General features: G+C 68.2%; 20 protein-coding genes. 16 read left to right on the top strand and 4 right to left on the bottom strand.

The window, feature by feature from the left end; translation table 11 throughout:
* Positions 1 to 29 precede the first annotated feature (29 nt).
* From E3T24_RS09500 to E3T24_RS09485, 4 genes are read right to left on the bottom strand one after another with little or no spacing between them, the layout of a single operon-like run.
* Positions 30 to 473, bottom strand: coding sequence for a flagellar assembly protein FliW (locus tag E3T24_RS09500; RefSeq protein ID WP_241975827.1), 444 nt, complete (start codon positions 471 to 473; stop codon positions 30 to 32).
* Positions 470 to 1375, bottom strand: a complete 906-nt coding sequence (gene flgL, locus E3T24_RS09495; RefSeq protein WP_134402552.1) for a flagellar hook-associated protein FlgL — start codon at positions 1373 to 1375, stop codon at positions 470 to 472. The genes E3T24_RS09500 and flgL overlap by 4 nt, the downstream gene beginning before the upstream one ends.
* A 3-nt stretch (positions 1376 to 1378) precedes the next feature.
* Positions 1379 to 2839, bottom strand: a complete 1461-nt coding sequence (gene flgK, locus E3T24_RS09490) for a flagellar hook-associated protein FlgK (RefSeq protein WP_134434543.1) — start codon at positions 2837 to 2839, stop codon at positions 1379 to 1381.
* Positions 2840 to 2849: 10 nt separating this feature from the next.
* Positions 2850 to 3335, bottom strand: coding sequence for a flagellar protein FlgN (locus tag E3T24_RS09485; protein WP_134402550.1), 486 nt, complete (start codon positions 3333 to 3335; stop codon positions 2850 to 2852).
* Positions 3336 to 3766: 431 nt separating this feature from the next.
* Here E3T24_RS09485 and E3T24_RS09480 point away from each other — a divergent pair, with 431 nt between their 5' ends.
* From E3T24_RS09480 to E3T24_RS17590, 16 genes are all read left to right on the top strand, one after another.
* Complete coding sequence (locus E3T24_RS09480) at positions 3767 to 4624, top strand: sigma-70 family RNA polymerase sigma factor (RefSeq protein WP_134402549.1); 858 nt, start codon at positions 3767 to 3769, stop codon at positions 4622 to 4624.
* An 84-nt stretch (positions 4625 to 4708) separates the two neighbouring features.
* Positions 4709 to 5905, top strand: a complete 1197-nt coding sequence (locus tag E3T24_RS09475; protein WP_134406118.1) for a flagellin — start codon at positions 4709 to 4711, stop codon at positions 5903 to 5905.
* 153 nt (positions 5906 to 6058) lie between these two features.
* Positions 6059 to 7432 (top strand): flagellar filament capping protein FliD, encoded by a 1374-nt coding sequence (gene fliD, locus E3T24_RS09470; RefSeq protein WP_134402547.1) that lies wholly within the window; start codon positions 6059 to 6061, stop codon positions 7430 to 7432.
* 11 nt (positions 7433 to 7443) lie between these two features.
* Entirely contained in the window at positions 7444 to 7875 is a 432-nt protein-coding gene (gene fliS / locus E3T24_RS09465; RefSeq protein WP_338144964.1) for a flagellar export chaperone FliS, read from the top strand.
* Positions 7868 to 8194 (top strand): hypothetical protein, encoded by a 327-nt coding sequence (locus E3T24_RS09460; protein WP_134402545.1) that lies wholly within the window; start codon positions 7868 to 7870, stop codon positions 8192 to 8194. The genes fliS and E3T24_RS09460 overlap by 8 nt, the downstream gene beginning before the upstream one ends.
* Before the next feature lie 321 nt (positions 8195 to 8515).
* Positions 8516 to 9991: an HNH endonuclease signature motif containing protein gene (locus tag E3T24_RS09455; protein WP_166789195.1), complete on the top strand. Its 1476-nt coding sequence runs from the start codon at positions 8516 to 8518 to the stop codon at positions 9989 to 9991.
* Between the two features lie 183 nt (positions 9992 to 10174).
* On the top strand, positions 10175 to 10516 hold the full coding sequence (locus E3T24_RS09450; protein ID WP_134402562.1) for a flagellar basal body protein: 342 nt from the start codon (positions 10175 to 10177) through the stop codon (positions 10514 to 10516).
* A 13-nt stretch (positions 10517 to 10529) separates the two neighbouring features.
* Positions 10530 to 10922, top strand: a complete 393-nt coding sequence (locus E3T24_RS09445; protein WP_134434542.1) for a flagellar basal body rod C-terminal domain-containing protein — start codon at positions 10530 to 10532, stop codon at positions 10920 to 10922.
* Positions 10922 to 11236, top strand: a complete 315-nt coding sequence (gene fliE / locus E3T24_RS09440; protein WP_134402542.1) for a flagellar hook-basal body complex protein FliE — start codon at positions 10922 to 10924, stop codon at positions 11234 to 11236. The genes E3T24_RS09445 and fliE overlap by 1 nt, the downstream gene beginning before the upstream one ends.
* Entirely contained in the window at positions 11236 to 12843 is a 1608-nt protein-coding gene (gene fliF / locus E3T24_RS09435) for a flagellar basal-body MS-ring/collar protein FliF (protein ID WP_134434541.1), read from the top strand. Before fliE ends, fliF begins: the two co-directional genes overlap by 1 nt.
* A complete protein-coding gene (fliG, locus tag E3T24_RS09430) occupies positions 12840 to 13859 on the top strand; it encodes a flagellar motor switch protein FliG (RefSeq protein ID WP_134434540.1) in 1020 nt (339 codons plus the stop codon). The genes fliF and fliG overlap by 4 nt, the downstream gene beginning before the upstream one ends.
* 31 nt (positions 13860 to 13890) lie before the next feature.
* Positions 13891 to 14472 (top strand): FliH/SctL family protein, encoded by a 582-nt coding sequence (locus tag E3T24_RS09425; RefSeq protein WP_160141000.1) that lies wholly within the window; start codon positions 13891 to 13893, stop codon positions 14470 to 14472.
* Positions 14469 to 15767 (top strand): FliI/YscN family ATPase, encoded by a 1299-nt coding sequence (locus tag E3T24_RS09420; RefSeq protein ID WP_134402538.1) that lies wholly within the window; start codon positions 14469 to 14471, stop codon positions 15765 to 15767. Before E3T24_RS09425 ends, E3T24_RS09420 begins: the two co-directional genes overlap by 4 nt.
* Positions 15767 to 16201 (top strand): hypothetical protein, encoded by a 435-nt coding sequence (locus E3T24_RS09415; RefSeq protein ID WP_134402537.1) that lies wholly within the window; start codon positions 15767 to 15769, stop codon positions 16199 to 16201. The genes E3T24_RS09420 and E3T24_RS09415 overlap by 1 nt, the downstream gene beginning before the upstream one ends.
* A complete protein-coding gene (locus E3T24_RS09410) occupies positions 16198 to 16833 on the top strand; it encodes a C40 family peptidase (protein ID WP_134402536.1) in 636 nt (211 codons plus the stop codon). The genes E3T24_RS09415 and E3T24_RS09410 overlap by 4 nt, the downstream gene beginning before the upstream one ends.
* Entirely contained in the window at positions 16833 to 18176 is a 1344-nt protein-coding gene (locus tag E3T24_RS17590) for a flagellar hook-length control protein FliK (protein ID WP_194087738.1), read from the top strand. The genes E3T24_RS09410 and E3T24_RS17590 overlap by 1 nt, the downstream gene beginning before the upstream one ends.
* Positions 18177 to 18210: the final 34 nt, after the last annotated feature.

The raw sequence follows: 18210 nt of genomic DNA, 5'->3' as shown, positions 1-18210 counted from the left end.
GCCGGACGGAGCGGGGCCCGGCGGAGCGGCTAGGCGGAGCGGTCGCCGAGCTCCGCGCGGAGCGGCCAGTTCTGGCCCTCCAGGATGATCTGGGCGCAGCAACCGGTGCGGGCGTTAACCACGATCGGGGCCATCAGGTTGACGGTCGTGCCACCCTCGCCCGGGTTGGTCACCACGAGAATCAAGGCGTCGTCGGGTCCGGCGAGTTCGAGCGCCGACGCGTTGTCGTCGCTGATCACGGGGGAGTAGTCGGGCAGGTAGACGGAGGCGTCGAGCACGAACAGGCGGGTGTGGGCATCCGCTGCCGCCTGCAGGGTGAACAGACCGGCCGCCCCGGGGATCTCGGTCAGCGCGAACTCGGTCAGCGGTGCGAGGCCGGGCGGAGGGGAGACGAAAGTCAGCCTGGCGCTCAGTGTGGGCGCATCCGTCGGGTCTGCGGACTGCGGGGCGGCTGTTTTCAGTGCAGTTTTCATCGGAGGAAATCCATCAGGGTCGGCTGGAGCACCTTGGCGGTGACGGCGAGAGCCGACTGGTAGGTGACTTCCTGCAATTTGAGATCGAGGATGGCCTGACCGAGGTCGACGTCTTCGATCGAGGAACGTTGGGCTTCGAGGGCGCCGGTGCGCTGCACGAGGGTGTCTCCTGCCTTCTGAATCTGGGCCTGGCGCACACCGACATCCGCCTGCGCGGAGAGCACGGTCTTCATTCGCGAATCCACGGCGGTGAGGAACGGACCCACGTTGGCCGGTGGCGTCGTGGCCGTGCCACGCAGTGCTGCGCTGATGTTCGTGAGCAGGTCGAACACGGAGACGGGGTTCTCCGCCGTCGCCCCGAAGATCGCGGCGCCGTCTGCGTTCACCGCGACGGTCGTGTCGGCTCCGATGCGACGTTCGACGGTCGCCCCGGCAACACCCGTGAAGCTGAAGTCGGACTTGAACGCGACGCCGGCATCCGAGCTGCCGGCGAAGACGGTGCGGCCGAGGTAGGCCGTGTTGGCCTGCGCGAGCAGATCCTGTTTGAGACTGTCCAGTTCCGCCGCGATCGCTTCCTTCGCGGTGGGCGAGAGGATGTCGTTGACGCCCTGGAGGGTAAGGTCGCGCACCCGGTTCAGCAGGTCGGTGGTCGCACCGAGGGCGGTGTCTGCGCTGGTCAGCCAGCCGTTCCCGTTGTCGGCGTTGCGGCTGTACTGGGTGACGGCGCGCTGCTCGGCCCGCACGGCCAGGGCGTCGGCTGCCCTGGCCGGGTCGTCGGAGGGCCGCTCGATGGCCTTGAGCGAGGATGCCCGCTCCTGGAGCTGGGCCATCCGGGCAAGGTTGGTCTGCAGGTTGCTCTGCGCGGAGCGCATCTGGGTCGACGTGGTGACGCGGGCGATCATGGCTTACCTTCCCACCAGTCCGGTGCGGTTGATCAGGGTGTCGAGCATCTCGTCCACGGCCGTCATCACCCGGGCGGCGCCCTGGTAGGCGTGCTGGAACATGAGCAGGTTCACGTTCTCTTCGTCGAGGTCGACGGAGGCGTTCGAGAGTTGCGCGCTGACCGCGGCGGTCGAGGTGAGGTCGGCCAGCGAGGCGTGCTGCAGCTCGGTTTTGGTCTTGACCGCGAACCCGGTGACGAAGTTCGACCAGTCGGTCGTGGGGGACTGGATCGAGGTTCCGGCCGTCGTGACGGCCTTGCCGGCGCCGAGTTGGGCGATCTGATCGGCGACCGAGCCGTCGAGCTTGCCCTTCGAGAGGTCACCCGTCGCCAGCTCTGCCGCCGTTTTCGGAATCACGCTCAGGCCCGTCGCTGCCGGGACACCGGCCGTGACCTTGAAGAAGTCCCCGGGGGTCGGCAGGCTCGAGTTCGTGCCTGTCTTGTAGATCGTGTTGACCTTGTCGGTCAGGTTCCGGGCGAACGTGTTGTACGACTCGCCAGCCTCGGCGAGGGCGCCGCCGGTACCCGCGCCGGTACCCGAGGTCACGGCCGGGGCAAGCAGGGAGAGTGCGCCGGCGAGTTCGCCACCGTCGACGGCCACGGCGCCGGCGGCGGGCTTCCCGGCCCACTCGACGTGCACGGTTCCGGTGCCCGCCATGCTCGTGGCGCCGACCGTCACGAGTTTCTGGGCAGAGTCCCCGGTGACGAGCCCGTTGCCGCCGACGAGCACGTCGACGGTGCCGTCGCCGCGGTCGACGACCGTGCCCCCGGTGAGGGCGGCGAGGGTCGTGGTGAGCTGGCTGCGCCGGTCGAGGAGCTCATTGGCGCTTCCGCCGCCGGCCAGCTCCGAACGGATCTGGCCGTTGAGCGCGGCCACCTGGCTTGCCGCCCCGTTGATCTCGGCGACCATGCCGTCGACACTGCCGCGCACGCTCGACCACTCGGTGGCTACGGCCTGGTAGCCCTGTGCGATCTGCGTGGTGAGCGCTGCGGCCTGGCTGAGTAGGACGCCGGCGGGGGCGGTGCTTCCGCCGGCGTTCGACACGTCCTGCCAGCCGGCCCAGAACTCCTGCAACTGGGCGGACAGCCCGTTCTCACCCGGTTCGTGCATCGAAGCTTCGACGGCGCTCAGAGCGTTGGAGCGCACCGCTGAGTAACCGGCAGCCGCGGCGGATGACCGCACCTGGGCATCCAGCTGGGCGCTGCCAAGGCGGGCGATGCCGTCGACGCTGACGCCCTGGCCGGCCTGCAGGCCGGCGCTCATCAGGCCGACCCGGGTGGCCGCGTCAACGGCAGAGGTCGAGATGCGCTGGCGGGTGTAGCCCTCTGTGTTGGCGTTGGCGATGTTCTGCCCCACGACCTCGAGCCCTTGTCGGGCGGCGATCAGGCCGGTGTACGCGGTGTTGAGTCCTCCGAACGTGCTCATCGCGGCATCCTCACAAAATCTGGTCGAACAGTCGGGAGCCGGCGGCGCTGGCGTCAGCCGTGCCGCGGGCGTCGTAGGTGCGGGTCGCGGTGCGCACGTCGGCGAGCGTTTCCTGGCTCGAGCGGGCGGCGGCGCGCAGCAACACTTCGTTCGCGTCGCGCAGTTCCTTGATCTGGGTCGTGAGGTCGCCCATGGCCTTGAGGTGCGCGGCCATGATCTCGCTCCAGGGGCCGGCGGGTGCGTGAACGACGAGTTCGCGCAGAGTGGCATCTTCGGCGGTGCCCCACTCGAGGGCGACTGCGGCCACCTCGACCGATCGGGCCAGGCCGGCATCGCGCACGTGTCCCAGCACCTGCTCGACCTCACGGGTGCCCTGTTGCAGCCAGCGGGTCCGGCCGTTGGTCAGGAGGAGTTGCTCCTCGTCGAGCTTGAAGACGAGCAGCTCGAGAAGTTCCCGCTCGCGCCACAGCAACGCTGAAAGTTCATTGGCCCCCACGTCTCCTCCAACTGCCTTTCGATGTCGATTCAGGCTCGGCTCACGCTGGGTCGCATGTCCAGTGCCTCTATTGGTCACTATCGGCAGGGCCGCTCGCACGGTAAGCCGAGACCTTCGATTCAGACTGCCAGTCAGCCGGTGCGGTGTCCACTAAAGAGAGGACACAGTGAGCATCCGTTCTCTGCGACCCCACCCCGTTGAGGGGTGATCTGCCCCGTTGTGGGGGTATTTTCCCCCGTTGTGGGGGGTGCTGCCGGTGGTTGGCCGGGAAAGCGCTCGCCTACGTTTTAAAACAAAGGAAATGTTTTTTCTGGGGGCCCCGAAACCCTGATTCCTTCACTAGTCCTCGTGCTCACCCGGCAAAAGCGAATCAGCTGGCCCAGCCAGTCGATTAGCTCCTCATCCGAAGCAAGCACTCAGGGAGATTCACTGTGAATCGGGCAGAACGCAACAAGCTGGTGATCGACAATCTCCCCCTGGTCGGCTACCTCGTCTCCGAGGTCTGGGCCAAGGCCCGCCACCTCTCGCGCGACGACCTGGCCTCGGCCGGAGCCCTCGCCCTGATCACCTCCGCCGACGCCTTCGATCCCGACCTCGGGGTGCCGTTCGGAGCTTTCGCCCGTCGCCGCATCATCGGCTCCTTCGCTGACGAGATGCGCTCCAACGACTGGGCCACCCGGATGGCGCGCCGCCGCATTAAGGAGACCCGCGCCGTTCAGGAGACGCTGGCTGCGGCTCTCGGCCGCGCGGCATCCGTCGACGAGGTGGCCGCGGCGCTCGGCGTCGACCGGGAGACCGCCCTGGCCGGCCTGTCCGACTCCGAGCGCACCGTGTCCACGCTCGACGACGCCACCGCCGAGTTCCTGGTGTCGGGCACCGAGCTGCCGGAGGATTCCCTACTGTCGGCCGAGCGCCTCTCCTATTTGCGCGCGGCCATCGACGTACTGCCGGACAAGATGCGCGACATCATCCAGCAGGTCTACTTCGACGACCGCTCCGTGAAGGAGATCGCGGCCGATCTCGGCATCACGCACTCCGCCGTCTCGCAGCAGCGGGCCGAAGCCATCCGTCTGCTCCGCGACGGCCTGGGCACGCACTACTCGGACGACGCCGAGGTCGAGTACGTGCCGGAGTCCCGCATCGCGCCGGCCCGTCGCAGCGCTTACCTGGCCCGCCTCGCGGACCAGGCGATGCTCGGCCTGGCGACGGCGTCGGGCACGGCCTATGCGGCGGATACCGGCGATTCTCCGGATTTAGCGCCGCGCGAAGTTTTTTCGGTCAACGGCTAACGCGCTACTTAGCGGGGCCGATAGCTCAAGGTGTCAGGCCATGGATGGCCTGGCTAACACCACCCAATCACGGAGGATTTCATCATGGGTATGCAGGTCAACACCAACCTCGCGGCAAACAACACGTACCGCAACCTCGCCGCAACACAGAACGACATGTCCAAGTCGCTGGAGAAGCTGTCCAGCGGCCTCCGCATCAACCGTGCTTCGGATGACGCGGCAGGCCTCACCATCTCGGAGGGCCTCAAGTCGCAGGTCGGTGGCCTCACGGTCGCCAGCCGCAACGCCCAGGACGGCATCTCGGTTGTCCAGACCGCTGAAGGTTCCTTGAGCGAGGTGCAGTCCATTCTGCAGCGCGTTCGTGACCTCGCCGTTCAGGCCGGTAACGACTCGAACAACACCGACTCACGCACCGCGATCAAGACCGAGGTGACTGCGCTTACTTCGGAACTGACGAGGATCGCGGGTTCGACCAACTTCAACGGTACTCAGCTCCTGGATGGCAAAAAGGGCTCCTTGAGCTTTCAGATCGGAGCGAATGCAGGCAACAGCAGCCAGATCGTCGTTGACCTGTCCAAGGTCGACGTCTCAAAGGTTGCGTCCGCGCTCACGACTTCGTCCGGATCGTCGGGCTCGGCTTTCGCGATCTCGAGCTTCAGCGCTCTGGACGGTTCTGCAGCCAAGTTCAAGAGCACTACTGCGGGTGGAGTTGTGACGTCCGTCACCACGCTGGCGCTGACGGACGCAACAGGTGCCGCTCAGACATCCTTCGCGAGTGTCGACGATTACGCATCAGCCCTCGGTCGGGATGCGGCGTTCTCGGCCAACTTCAGCGTCAGCGTCACGAAAGACACAAACGGCGCGGGAACTGGACTTGTGGTCACCGCTCTGAATGGTGGAACAGTGTCCACCGCTGTAGCAGATTCGGCGGCTGTAGGTCTGGCCAACGGCGGCGCGACGAACGCACCGGCTGCAGCAGGACTTGACTTCTCGACCGCCGCGGGTGCCAAGGCCGCAATCGCGACCATTGACACACAGCTCAACTACGTATCCACCGCTCGCGCCAACCTCGGCGCCGTCCAGAACCGGTTCGAGTCCGTCGTCAAGACGCTCGCCGTCTCGACGGAGAACCTGACCGCTGCCGGTTCGCGAATCCGCGACACCGACATGGCCGCCGAAATGGTCAAGTACACCCGTTCCAGCATCCTGACCCAGGCCGGTACCGCCATGCTCGCGCAGGCGAACCAGTCCAACCAGGGCGTGCTCTCGCTTCTCCGCTAACCCGGAGTAGCAGAACCTTTCGGGAAACCGCACGGTGAACTATGGCTGGTGGTGACCGAGAGATGAACTGGACCTCATCCCTCGGCCGCCACCAGCCATTCACTGTTTCACTCGCTCAATAATCGTCACGATCACAGCCGGAACGGAGATGCGATGACGAACGCAATTGACGGCCTCGTCAGTGGGCTCGACACTACCTCTCTCATCAACTCCCTGATGAAGGTCGAAGCCGCACCGCAGGCGCTGCTGAAGGCAAAGGTCGCCACCTCCCAGACCTTCATCTCAGCGCTCCAGGGACTCAACAGCCAGGTAGCGGCCCTCGGGACCCTCGCCGCGAACGCCGCGAAGCCCGCCGCCCTCGACCTCTACTCCTCGACCAGTAGCTCGCCGACCATCACGACATCCGTCTCGGCCGGAGCCAGCGCCGGCCAACTCGACGTCGTCGTCGGCGCCCTCGCCTCCAGCCAGGTCGAAGTCTCCGCCGCCCTGACCGTCTGGCCTGCCACGCCGCCCGTGCTCACAATCGTGTCGGGCGGGGTGAGCACCGAAATCACCGCAGCGTCGACCTCGCTTGACGACGTCGTCACCGCCATCAACGCTGCCAACACCGGGGTGACAGCGACCAGGGTCGCATCCGGTGTTGATGCTCTCGGGGCCCCGCAGTACCGCCTGCAGTTCACCGGGACGGCCACCGGTGCCGCAAAATCCTTCGAGGTGCACCAGGGAGCCAAAGCCGATGTGGCCCCGGCCAACGATCTTCTCGCCGCCCCCGGTTCCGCGGTCATTCGCACAGCCAAGGATGCGAGCGTCACCCTCTGGGCCGGCACCGGCGCCGCGCAGACCATCACCTCAGCGACCAACACGTTCTCCAACCTGCTCCCCGGCGTTGCGGTGACCGTATCCGCCATCTCGGTCGACCCGGTGACGATCAAGGTCGCCCGCGACGACGCCCAAATCGGCTCCCTGGCTTCGGGCCTGGTCAGTTCCGTCAACGGCATCTTCGCGCTGATCTCGACGAAGTCCGTGGTCGTCAACAGCACCAACGCCGCGGGTGCCGCCGTGATGTCGCCCGGCGTCTTCACCGGTAAGAGCAGTGTGCGGGACGTCAACCAGAAGATCCTCACGGCCGCGTCGGCTCCGGTCAACGGGCACTCCCCGTCCGAGTACGGCATCAGCATTACGAAGTCCGGCACGATGGAGTTCGACGCGGCCAAGTTCGCCACCGTACTGGCCAAGGACCCGACCACCGTCAAAGCTGCCGTGCAGGAGATCGCCGCCCGGGTCGCCGCCGTGGCCACCGCGGCATCCGACAAGTACACCGGGCAGATCACGTCCCAGATCACCGGCCAGCAGTCCACGGTCAAAGACCTCGGCAACCGGATCGATGCCTGGGACATCAGCCTGGCCACCCGCCGGGCGACCCTGCAGAGCACCTACACCGCGCTGGAGACCCAGCTCAGCAAGCTGAAGGCGCAATCGACCTGGCTGACCGCGCAACTCCCGACCACGACCTCGACCACAGGATGATGATGGCTGTTATGAGCATGATGGGCGGGGCGGCAGCCCGACGCGCACAATTCAACCGCGACGCGATCCTCTCGGCCACCCCGGTGCGCCTGCTGACGATGCTGTACGACCGCCTGCTGCTCGACCTGAACCGCGCTGAGGCCGCGCAGGTGGTCGAGAACTGGCAGATCGCATCCGACAACCTGCAGCACGCCCAGGCGATCGTCTCCGAGCTGATGTCGTCGCTCAAGGTGGACGCGTGGGAGGGCGGCGAAGGACTCTTCGCGATCTACACCTACGTGTCGAACGCGCTGATGAGCGCCAACATCCATCGGGATGTCGACCGTACAAGGGAGAGCATCGCCCTGCTCGATCCGCTGCGCCAGACCTGGCATGAAGCCGCCGACCAGCTTCCCGCGCAGACCACGTCGGCACAATTCGGCGGGGAGTACGGCATTGCCTAGGCCGGCGGGAGCCCGCGAGGAATGGCTGCACGTGCTCGACCAGCTCGAAACGAGCCTGGGCTCCGGGGCACGTGACGCCGTGCTCGCCGTGGAGGGGGAGCGCCTCTCCACCGGGGTGCAGTGGCGCGCCCCCGAACACCTCGGCCAGCTGCCGGCCGACCTCGAGAAACGCGCGAGGCGTCTCATCGCCGGCCAGCTCGAACTCATCCGCGAGATCGAGGATGCCCGCCGTTCGGCCGGCATGCACCTCGCCGCCGTCCGCACGATCCTCTCGGCCCAGCGTACCGACCAGTCCGTCTACCTCGACGTCGCCGGCTAGGCATCCGTCGCCCCGCACCCTGACTAGCCACCCTCGCGACCCTCGCCGAGCCGTGAGTAAAGCTCCTCAAAACGTCGAAAAGAGGAGCGAAACTCTCGGCTCGGCGAGGTCCGGGGGCGGATTCGGCGCCGATGGGGGAATGTCAGTGCCATGCGCGAGCATGGTGGACGACGGATGTCACGTCATGGCTATGGGGGTGGTGACTCCGGTGGAATCAGTCCCATCAGTAACATCGGCCTAATTCGTATCTATCTCCTAAATAAGCTCAGAAATATGTGAGTAAGTCTCGACATGGCGTTCGATTTGGTCTACACTCGGGGCATGGCAGGAGCATCCGCACCGCAGTCACCAGCTGCCTCGGCCGAGGTGGCAGATTCGCCCGCGCAGCGAATCGAGTTGGCCGCTCGGGCCATTGTCGCCGTCCTCGACGACATCATGTTCCCGTTGCTGAGCGACGCCGACGCCCTGACTGTGCTCGGCGCGGTCGAGCAGCTCGGCCGCCGGGTTGATGCGGCCCGGGTGTCCACGGCGACGGATGTCGCGGACCGTTCCCGCAGCATCCTCGGCCACGACTCCCTCGCCTGGAAGCAGGGCGCGCGCAACGACGTCGACCTGATCACCCGCTTGACCCGGGTGTCGGCGCGGGAAGCGAACCGGCGGGTGCGGCTCGGCGGCAACGTCAGCCAGCGCCGGGCCGGCACGAGCATGCTCCCGCCCTACTACCCGACCGTCGCCGCGGGGCTGACCAGCGGCGACCTCGGCGTCGACGCGGCGGAGGCCATCGTCACGACCCTCGACAAGGTCAGCCCGAGCGTCGCGCCCGACGACGTCCTCACCGCCGAACGGGCTCTGGTTGCAGCGGCGACCGGCGCGATCACCGAAGAGACCCAGGGGTTGCCCGGGGAGGGGTTCGCGTTCTCCGCAGACCTGATCCGGGGCATGGCCGTGCAGTGGCAGGCGCGGCTGGACCCCGACGGCACAGCCCCGAACGAAGACGTCGCCGAACCGCGCAGCACCGTCGGTTTCGGCGTCCTCCGGGACGGCCTTTACCCCTTGCGGGGCGCGGTCACAGCGGAGCTGCGCGGCATCATGAACGGTATTTTCGACACGTACCTGTCCGCGCACGCCGCTCCGGCGTTCCCCACGGAGGAGGAGCAGGCACGGATGGACTCGGGGGCGTTCATCCCCGGGGCAGAGGCCGCCGCTCTCGGCGACGACCGCAACGGCGGCGAGAAGCGCGCAGACATCCTCCGCGGCATCTTCGAGGCAGCGTCCCGCGACCCGGGCACCCCGTCCATGGGCGGCGCGGCCCCGACCGTGATGGTGCACGTGAACGCCGTCGACCTCGCCGACGGGCACGGCGTCGGTTGGATCGACGGGGTCGAGGCCCCGATCTCGATGCGCACCGTGAACCGGCTGATCTGCGCGGGCGGGTACCGCAAGATCGCGTTCGGTGAGCATGGCGAGGTCCTCCACCTGGGCGTCAGGCAACGATTCTTCAACCGGGCCCAACGCCGGGCGATCGCCGCCCGTGACGGCGGCTGCATCATCCCGGGCTGCCCGGTCAGCGCGGCCTGGGCCGAGGTACACCATGTGATCCCGTGGCTACAGCACGGCCCGACGAATATCGACAACGGAGTTCTCTTGTGCTGGCTGCACCACCACAGCATCGAGACCTCCGGGTGGCTCATCCGCATGGTCCGTGGCAAACCCGAGGTCATGGCACCGGTCTGCTACGACTCAGCACGAGTCTGGGTCCCCGCCCAGCAACACCGGGCCACGGCCAAAGCGAAATAGTCACGCCGATTCGAGCGCGCGCGTTGGCGAAGGCGACGGCGAGACCCCCCCCCTTACGAGTCGAGTTCAGATTCCTGCTTACGAGGTCTCACCGGCGGCCGATAGCTAGGGACGAGCAGGGATAGCTCACCCACAGGCCACGGATCGGCCGTCATGTCTTCACTGACGACGAATTGGGTAACCGTGCTTGAATCCGTGACCGCCACCGCGCTGACCAGCGCACTGGACGGGCTGGCCCTCCGCCAGCGCACCATCGCGAATAACATCGCCAACGTCAACACCCCGGGCTACCACGCCAAGCGCGTCGCCTTCGAGAGCGCCCTGGCGAAGTCGGTCGCGGCCGGCGACGGCCACACCGCCGCCACCACGGCCAGCTCCCTCGAGCCCACCCGGCTCGACGGCAACAACGTGAACCTCGACACCGAGACCCTCTCCAACACCGAGACCGTGCTGCGCTACCAGTTCGCGGCTCAGGCCGTCAACGGACCGTTCACGGCCATCCGCTCCGCGATGCGCACCAACTGAGGGGCGGCCAGTAATGAGCATCGACGCTATCGGCATCGCCGGCACCGGCCTCACCCTGCACCGCAAATGGCTCGACGCGGTCGCCGACAACATCGCCAACATCAACACCGTCACCCCCACCAGCGGCAAGGCCTTCCAGGCCCGCTACATCGTCGCCCAGGAGGGGCAGGGCACGACCGGCGCCTACGTCTCCAGCACGGCTCTCGGTTCCGAGACCGGCATCCTCACCTACGAGCCCAGCAACCCGCTCGCGGATGCGACCGGTTACGTGCGCCACCCCGACATCGACCTCGGCGAGCAGATGGGCGAGCTGATCATGGCCCAGCGCGGCTACCAGGCCAACGCGGCCGTCGTCGACCGCGCCAAGACCACCTACGAAGCAGCACTGCAGATCGGACGCGGCTGATGACCATCGGATCGATCCCCTCCGTGCAGGCCGTGGCCGGCACCGGCTACCTGTCCGGCATTCAGAACACAGGGAACACGCAGGCGACGGACGGCTCCGGCTTCGGCACCGCACTCGCCGGGGCGGTCGACAACCTCCAGGCCCTGCAGTCCACCTCTAACACCCTCGCGGTGCAGGCGGTCACCGGCAACCTGAACGACATCCACTCCGCCACCATCGCGGCCACCCGCGCCCAGGTCACGCTCGAGCTTGTGGCCGCCGTGCGCAACAAGGGTATTGACGCGTTCAACGAGATCATGAGGATGCAGGCCTGATGCCCCGTCCGATCAGCAACGCCCTTCAGGGCCTGGGCCGCGGCATCCAGAGTTTCAGCGTGGCCCAGCGCACGGTTGCCATCATCGGCCTCGCGGTTCTCGTGCTCGGCATCTCGGCGCTCACGATGTGGGCGTCGAAGCCGGCCTACACACCCCTTTTCTCGGGGCTGAGCGGCGCCGACGCGAGTTCGATCGTCGACCAATTGCGCACCGACAGCATCGACTACCAACTGAGCGACGGCGGGGCCACGATCCTTGTTCCGGAGGCGAGCGTCTACGACGAACGCCTCAAGGCCGCCGCGGCAGGTCTGCCCACCTCGAGCACGGGCGGCTACGCCCTCCTCGACAAGATGGGCGTCACGTCCTCCGAGTTTCAGCAGTCGGTCACGTACAAGAGGGCGATCGAAGGAGAACTGGCCAACACGATCGGCGCCATGAAGGGCGTCAAGACCGCGTCCGTGCGGCTGGCCATCCCCAAGGACAGCGTCTTCGTCTCGGAGAAAAGCGACCCGACGGCATCCGTCTTCGTGGCAACCGAGAATGGCGTGAACCTCAGCTCCGACCAGGTTCAGGCCATCGTCCATCTCACCAGCGCATCGATTGAGGGAATGAAGCCCGCCGATGTCGCCGTGATCGACGCGAAGGGCATCGTGCTCTCCGCGGTCGGCACCGGCACCACCGGCGGCGCCGACCAGCAGGCGAGCGATTACGAACAGCGCGTCCGCGGTGCCGTACAGGCGATGCTCGACCGTGTCGTCGGCCCCGGCAACGCCACCGTCGTTGTCGCCGCCGACATGAGCGCCCAGTCCGCCCAGCGGGTCGAGGAATCGTTCACCACGCCCACGAACGCCCCCTCGCTCAACGAAGCCGTAAAAACCGAGACGTACAGCGGAACGGGCGGCGCCGCCGGTTCGGCCGCGGGCGTCCTCGGCCCCGACAACATCGCGGTGCCCGCCGGCGCCGGCAAGGACGGCACGTTCACCTCCTCCGACACCACCAAGAACAATGCCGTGAACAAGGTCACCGAGACCCGGACGATCCCGGCCGGGTCCATGAACCGGCAGACCGTGTCCGTGGCCCTCAATAAGGATGCCGCCGCCAAGCTCAACATTTCCGACGTCACCTCCCTGGTCTCCTCCGCCGCCGGCATCGACACGAAACGCGGGGACGCGGTCACGGTGCAGGTTGTCAGCTTCAACGGTGCCGGGGCCGCCGACGCAGCGACAGCCCTCGCCGCCGCGGACGCCTCTGCCGCGGCCGACCGGTTTGCTGGCATCCTGCGGGTCGCCATCATCACCGTGGGCACCGTGCTCACGTTCATGCTCGGCCTCTTGCTGTATGCGCGCCGCTCACGCCGCCAGAGCCGGGAAGCCATCGAGCTTGACGAGATGATCGAGGCACGGCCTGTCCTGACCGCCCCGGTGGTCCCGTTTCCGATGCCGGCGGCAGCCACTCCGCTCTACATCGACCCGACTCCCACGGTCGCGTTCGCCGGCCTTCCCGACGCCGATCGCATGCGCGTGGAGATCGACGCCCTTGCCCAGCGCGACCCGGGAAAGACGGCCGAATACCTGCGCAGCCTGATGGATGATCGGCAGCCCGTATGATCGACGCGTCCACGGTGCTGACCGGAACCCAGAAGGTCGCCGTGCTGCTGATTAGCATGGAGCGCCAGCACGCGACGGAGGTGATGAAGCAATTCACCGAGAGTGAAGCCGCGGATATCACCGCCGAGATCGTGCAGATGCGCCGGGTCGACCCCGACGTCACCGAAACGGCCGTCCTGGAATTCCACGACCTGACCCAGAAGGGCACGCGCAACTCACGCGGCGGTCACGCCTACGCGGTCGGCCTGCTCGAGGCCTCCTTCGGCGCCGATAAGGCCGCCGGCGTCATGAGCAAGGTGGCGTCCTCGATGGCCGGCAAGGCGTTCGAATTTCTCGACACGGCCGAACCGATCCAGGTACTCACCCTGCTCGACGGGGAACTGCCGCAGACGATCGCACTGGTGCTCGCGCACCTGCGACCCGAGCACGCCTCTGCGGTGCTCGGCGGGCTGGACAGCCCGATCCGCACCCAGGTCGCGCAGTGCATCGCCGGAATGGGCACGGCTACGCCCGAAGGGATCCGAGTCGTCACGGAAACCCTCAAGGCCCGGGTCGGGACCGTCTCGACGACCCGCGACGCGGTGCAGGTCGTCGGTGGTATTGAGCCTCTCGTCGAGATCATCAACCGTTCTGACGTGGCGACCGAGCGGGCGCTGCTCGAGGCGCTCGACGCCAGCGACCCGGTGCTCGCCGAAGAGGTGCGCTCACGGATGCTCACCTTCGGCGACATCATCAAACTGGAGAACCGCGACGTGCAGCAGGTCCTGCGCGGGATCGATGCCGCGATCCTCGCCATTGCGATGAAGGGCTCTACCGACGGGGTGGTCGAGATCATCCGCACCAACCTCTCCGAGCGCAACCGGGAGATCCTCGACGACGAGGTCAAGGCCATGGCGCCCGTGCGGGTGTCCCAGGTCGAGGAGGCCCGCGCCACGATCGTGCGCGCGATCCGCGACCTCGAGGCCCAGGGGACCATCACCGTCAAACGGGCGGACGAGGACGACTATGTCGTCTGAGGCGCGGTCGTCTGAGGCGCGATTCTCGACGGTGTCGTTCCCGAATCTGCGCGACGTGAACCGTGACCGGGTCGACGAACAGTCCCGCGCCCGCGGCCACGCCGCCGGCTACGCCGAGGGACTGCGCGCCGCCGCCCAGGCGGTCGACGCCCGGATGGCCCGGCTCGACGCCGAACACGCCGCCGTCGTGTTGAGAGGGCAGGCCGAGATCGACCGCGCCATCGTCCTGCTCGGAGCCGCCGCCGCGGCGCTCGACGAGCGCACGGTACCCGTGTTGCGGGAGGCCGAAGCCACCCTGGTCGCGACAGCACTCGAACTGGCCGAGGCGATTCTCGGGCACGAGCTCAGCGACGCCGGCAATTCCTCCCGGTTCGCTCTCGGCCGGGCCCTCGACCACGCGGCCGACGACACCCCCCACACGGTGCGGATGAACCCCGAGGACCTCGACGTGATCGACCGGGCCACCCGGGAGCGGGCCGGCGTCCGTTTCACGGCGGACCCGAGCCTGGTTCGCGGCGACGCGATCACCGAATTCGCGGACGGTTTCCTCGACGCCCGCATCAGCACCGCCCTCGAGCGGGCGAAGGCCGCGCTGCAGGGTGAGACAGCATGAGCCTGGCCACCGCCATCCGTCTGGCTCGCCCTCAACGGGTCGGCGTCGTCTCCTCGATCGTCGGCCTCGGGCTCGAAGTTCGCGGCTTGAACTCGGCGATCGGCGACCTCGTCACGATCGGCGAACTCCGCGAGGTGGACGCCGAAGTGGTGGCCACGACTCGGGACGGCATCCGGTGCATGCCCCTGGGCCGGATGACCGGGATCCGCATCGGGGCCCCGGTCCGTTCCGACGGAACGCCGCACCTCGTGCCCACCGGCACCGGGCTCTTCGGCCGCGTCATCGACGGGCTCGGCCGCCCGATCGACGGCAAGGGTCCGCTCGCCGTTGATTCCTTCGTCTCGATCGACCACGACAGCCCCTCCGCGATGCAGCGCTCGCGCATCACGACCCCGCTGCAGCTCGGTGTGCGCGTGCTCGACACGCTGACGACCGTCGGCAAAGGCCAGCGGATGGGCCTGTTCGCCGGGTCGGGAGTGGGCAAGTCCTCGCTCCTCTCCATGATCGCCCGTGGCACCGACGCCGAAGTCTCCGTGATCGCCCTGGTGGGGGAGCGCGGCCGGGAAGTGCGCGAGTTCCTCGAGGACGACCTCGGTCCGGAGGGCCTCGCACGGTCCATCGTGGTGGTCTCCACGTCGGACGAGCCGGCCATGATGCGGCTGCGCGCCGCCTTCGTCGCCACCCGCATCGCGGAATCCTTCCGCGACACGGGTGCCGACGTGATGCTGATGATGGACTCGCTCACCCGCGTGGCCATGGCCCAGCGCGAAATCGGCCTCTCCGTCGGCGAACCGCCGGCCACCCGCGGGTACCCGCCGTCGACCTTCTCCCTGCTGGCGCGGCTGCTCGAACGGGCCGGCACCGACGAAGCCGGTTCAATCACGGGCGTCTACACCGTCCTCGTCGACGGGGACGACCACAACGAACCGATCGCGGATGCCGCACGGTCCATTCTGGACGGCCACGTCGTGCTCGACCGCAAACTCGCCGTTCTCGGCCACTTCCCCTCCATCGACGCCCTCGCCTCGATCTCCCGGGTCGCCTCCCGGGTCAACGACCCGCACCAGAACCAGATCGCGGGCACGCTGCGCACGGTGCTCGCCGCCCGGCGCAACGCGCAGGACCTGCTGGACGTGGGTGCCTACCGGCAGGGCACGAATCCGCTCGTCGACGCTGCCGTCGCCAACGAGGGCGCGATCAACGCCTTCCTGCAGCAGCGGATGGACGACCAGACCCCGGCATCCGAAGCCTGGGCCCAGCTCGACACAATCAACCGAATCCTGGGGGTCCACTGATGGCACGCGCCTTCGCTCTGGCCGGATTGTTGCGCCTGCGGCACCTGCAACAGGACCAGGCCGCCGCCGACCTCGCCGCGGCCAATGCCCTGTCCCAGGCGAACCTGGCCCGGCGGGACCAGGCCCGGACCGCCCTGGCCGGCCTCCCCAGCCTGGCCAGCGGGGCCGAAACGCTGTCCGCGATCGCCGCTGCACGGGCCTCGGCCCGCAGCATGCTGGCTGAGATGGAGACCCACGGCCGCAACTACCAGTTCGCGGTCGGCGAGGCGCAGCACGTCTTCGACGCCAGGCGCGCCGAATCCGTCGGCCTCGAGAAGCTCTCCGACCGGCATGCGGTCATCGCCCGGGCCGAGGAACTCCACGCCGAGCAAACGGTCCTCGACGAGATCGCGTCCAGCGGCTGGCACCGGGCCCGGCGTGGGGGCCGCTCATGAGCATGGTCGACGCCCTCAGCCGGATCGGCCAGATCCAGGCCGCCCTCGAACAGTTCAACACCGTGCAAGGCACCAAGGCTGCGGCGGCGACCGCCGCTTCGGCCGGCGCGTCGACGTTCGCCAGCGCGCTCGCCTCCGCGACCGGCACGTCCGCGACGGGCTCCGCCAGAGCGACACCGGCAACGGGAAGCGCCACCGGCACCGACATCGTCGCCGCCGCAGAGAAGTACCTCGGGGTGCCCTACGTCTTCGGTGGGGAGGACGGGAGCGGGATGGACTGCTCCGGACTCGTGCAGACGGTATATGCCGACATGGGCATAACCGTCCCGCGCCTCGTGTCCGGGCAGATGAAGATCGGCACCGAGGTCGGTTCCCTCGCCCAGGCCAAGCCGGGCGACCTCATCGTCACCGGCGGCGGTGAGCACATCCTGATCTACGCCGGAAACCACAAGGTCATTCACGCGCCTTACGAGGGGCGCACCGTCTGCCTCGTCGAGGCCTACATGGACGACTCGGACATCGACACCATCCGGCGGGTCATCCCGGATGCGCCGGCGGCCCCAGCCTCGGCTGCCGGCACCACCGACCTCGTCGGCGCGGCCCTGGCCTCCCTGATGAACGGCAGGTCCTGATGAGTGGCGCCGTCGGGCGTCTTCTGTCAGCACTCACACCGGCCACCACGCCTCGTGGCGTCCCGGATGTGCGCGTGGGGCAGGGTGCGGGCGCCTTCGCATCCGTTTTTGAGGGCACCCTGGCCGCTGCGTCCGCACCGGCCAGCGCGCTGGCAACGTCCGGGGATCAATTGCCCTCCACGCCCCATCAGGCAACGGATGCCGCGGACTCCACGTCAGCGGACTCGGATCCGACTGCTGCTCAGCCGGCCATACCCATCGGCATGGCCGTACCGGTGCCCACACCTCTGCCCGCGCCGGTGCCTGTGCCGGTGCCTGTGCCGGTGCCTGTGCCGCTCGCGCCTTCGACGGCCGTCCAGTCGGCCGTCCAGCCGGCGGGGGAGACCGAGGGGGGAACGACCGGCACCGCTCCGACCGAGCCGTCGCCACTCCCTCCGGCGGCGTCCGATGCCGATTCGCCGACCGCGGAGTCCACGCCGGCCGCCGGCCCGGCTCACGGCAGCGGCTCAGCACCGGGCTTTCCGGTCCCGGCCGCACCGGCGGCCGCGGCCGCTCCTCCCGCACCGGCTCCTCCCGCACCCGCTCCTCCCGCACCGGCTCCTCCCGCACCGGCTCCTCCCGCACCGGCTCCTCCCGCACCCGCCTCCACCCCCGCGGCGGCTGATCTTGCCTCGGTCGCCGCACCGTCCGGCCCGACAGCCAACACCCCCGCGTCCGGGCCTACATCTGCTGCGGTCGACGCGTCCGCGTTCGCTGCGGTCGCCGCTGCGGTCGCGGCGACGGACGCCCCCGCAGCGGCGGAGCCACGCCGCAACCTCGATCCGGACCTGAACTCCGCCGCGACCCTACTCCCCGTCGTCGTGGGCAGCGCCACGACACCGAGCACGCCCGCGGCAGCGTCGGCCGTCCCGTCCAACGTGCCCGCGGCATCCGTGCCGGTCGTGCCACTGACGACCCAGGTCGCCCGCACCCTGTTCACCCTCGCCGGCGCCGCGGCCGGCGACCACGTGATGACGATCCAGGTCAGCCCCGACAACCTCGGCCCGGTGACCGTGCGGGCCCACCTGGGCGCCGACGGCATCCGGGTCGAACTCTTCGTTCCCACCGACCTCGCCCGCGACGCGCTGCGCGCCATTCTGCCTGACCTGCGCCGAGACCTCGCGAGCGGCGGGCTGAATGTCCAGCTCGACCTCTCGAACCGCGACCAGGCATCCGGCGACGGGGCCGCCCGCCAGTTCGCTGCGACGCCCGTCCGTCCGGCTCAGGCCCGCGAACCGGCCGAACCGGCCGTGTTCCACGCGGTTCGGTTCAGCAACTCCCACACCATCGACGTACTGGCCTAGAGAAGAAGAAACGAGATCCCGTGACCATCGACGC

It is taken from the genome of Cryobacterium sp. TmT2-59 (genome assembly GCF_004403545.1).
Taxonomy (GTDB): Bacteria; Actinomycetota; Actinomycetes; order Actinomycetales; family Microbacteriaceae; genus Cryobacterium; species Cryobacterium shii.
This window is presented reverse-complemented; position numbering and strand designations above follow the sequence as displayed.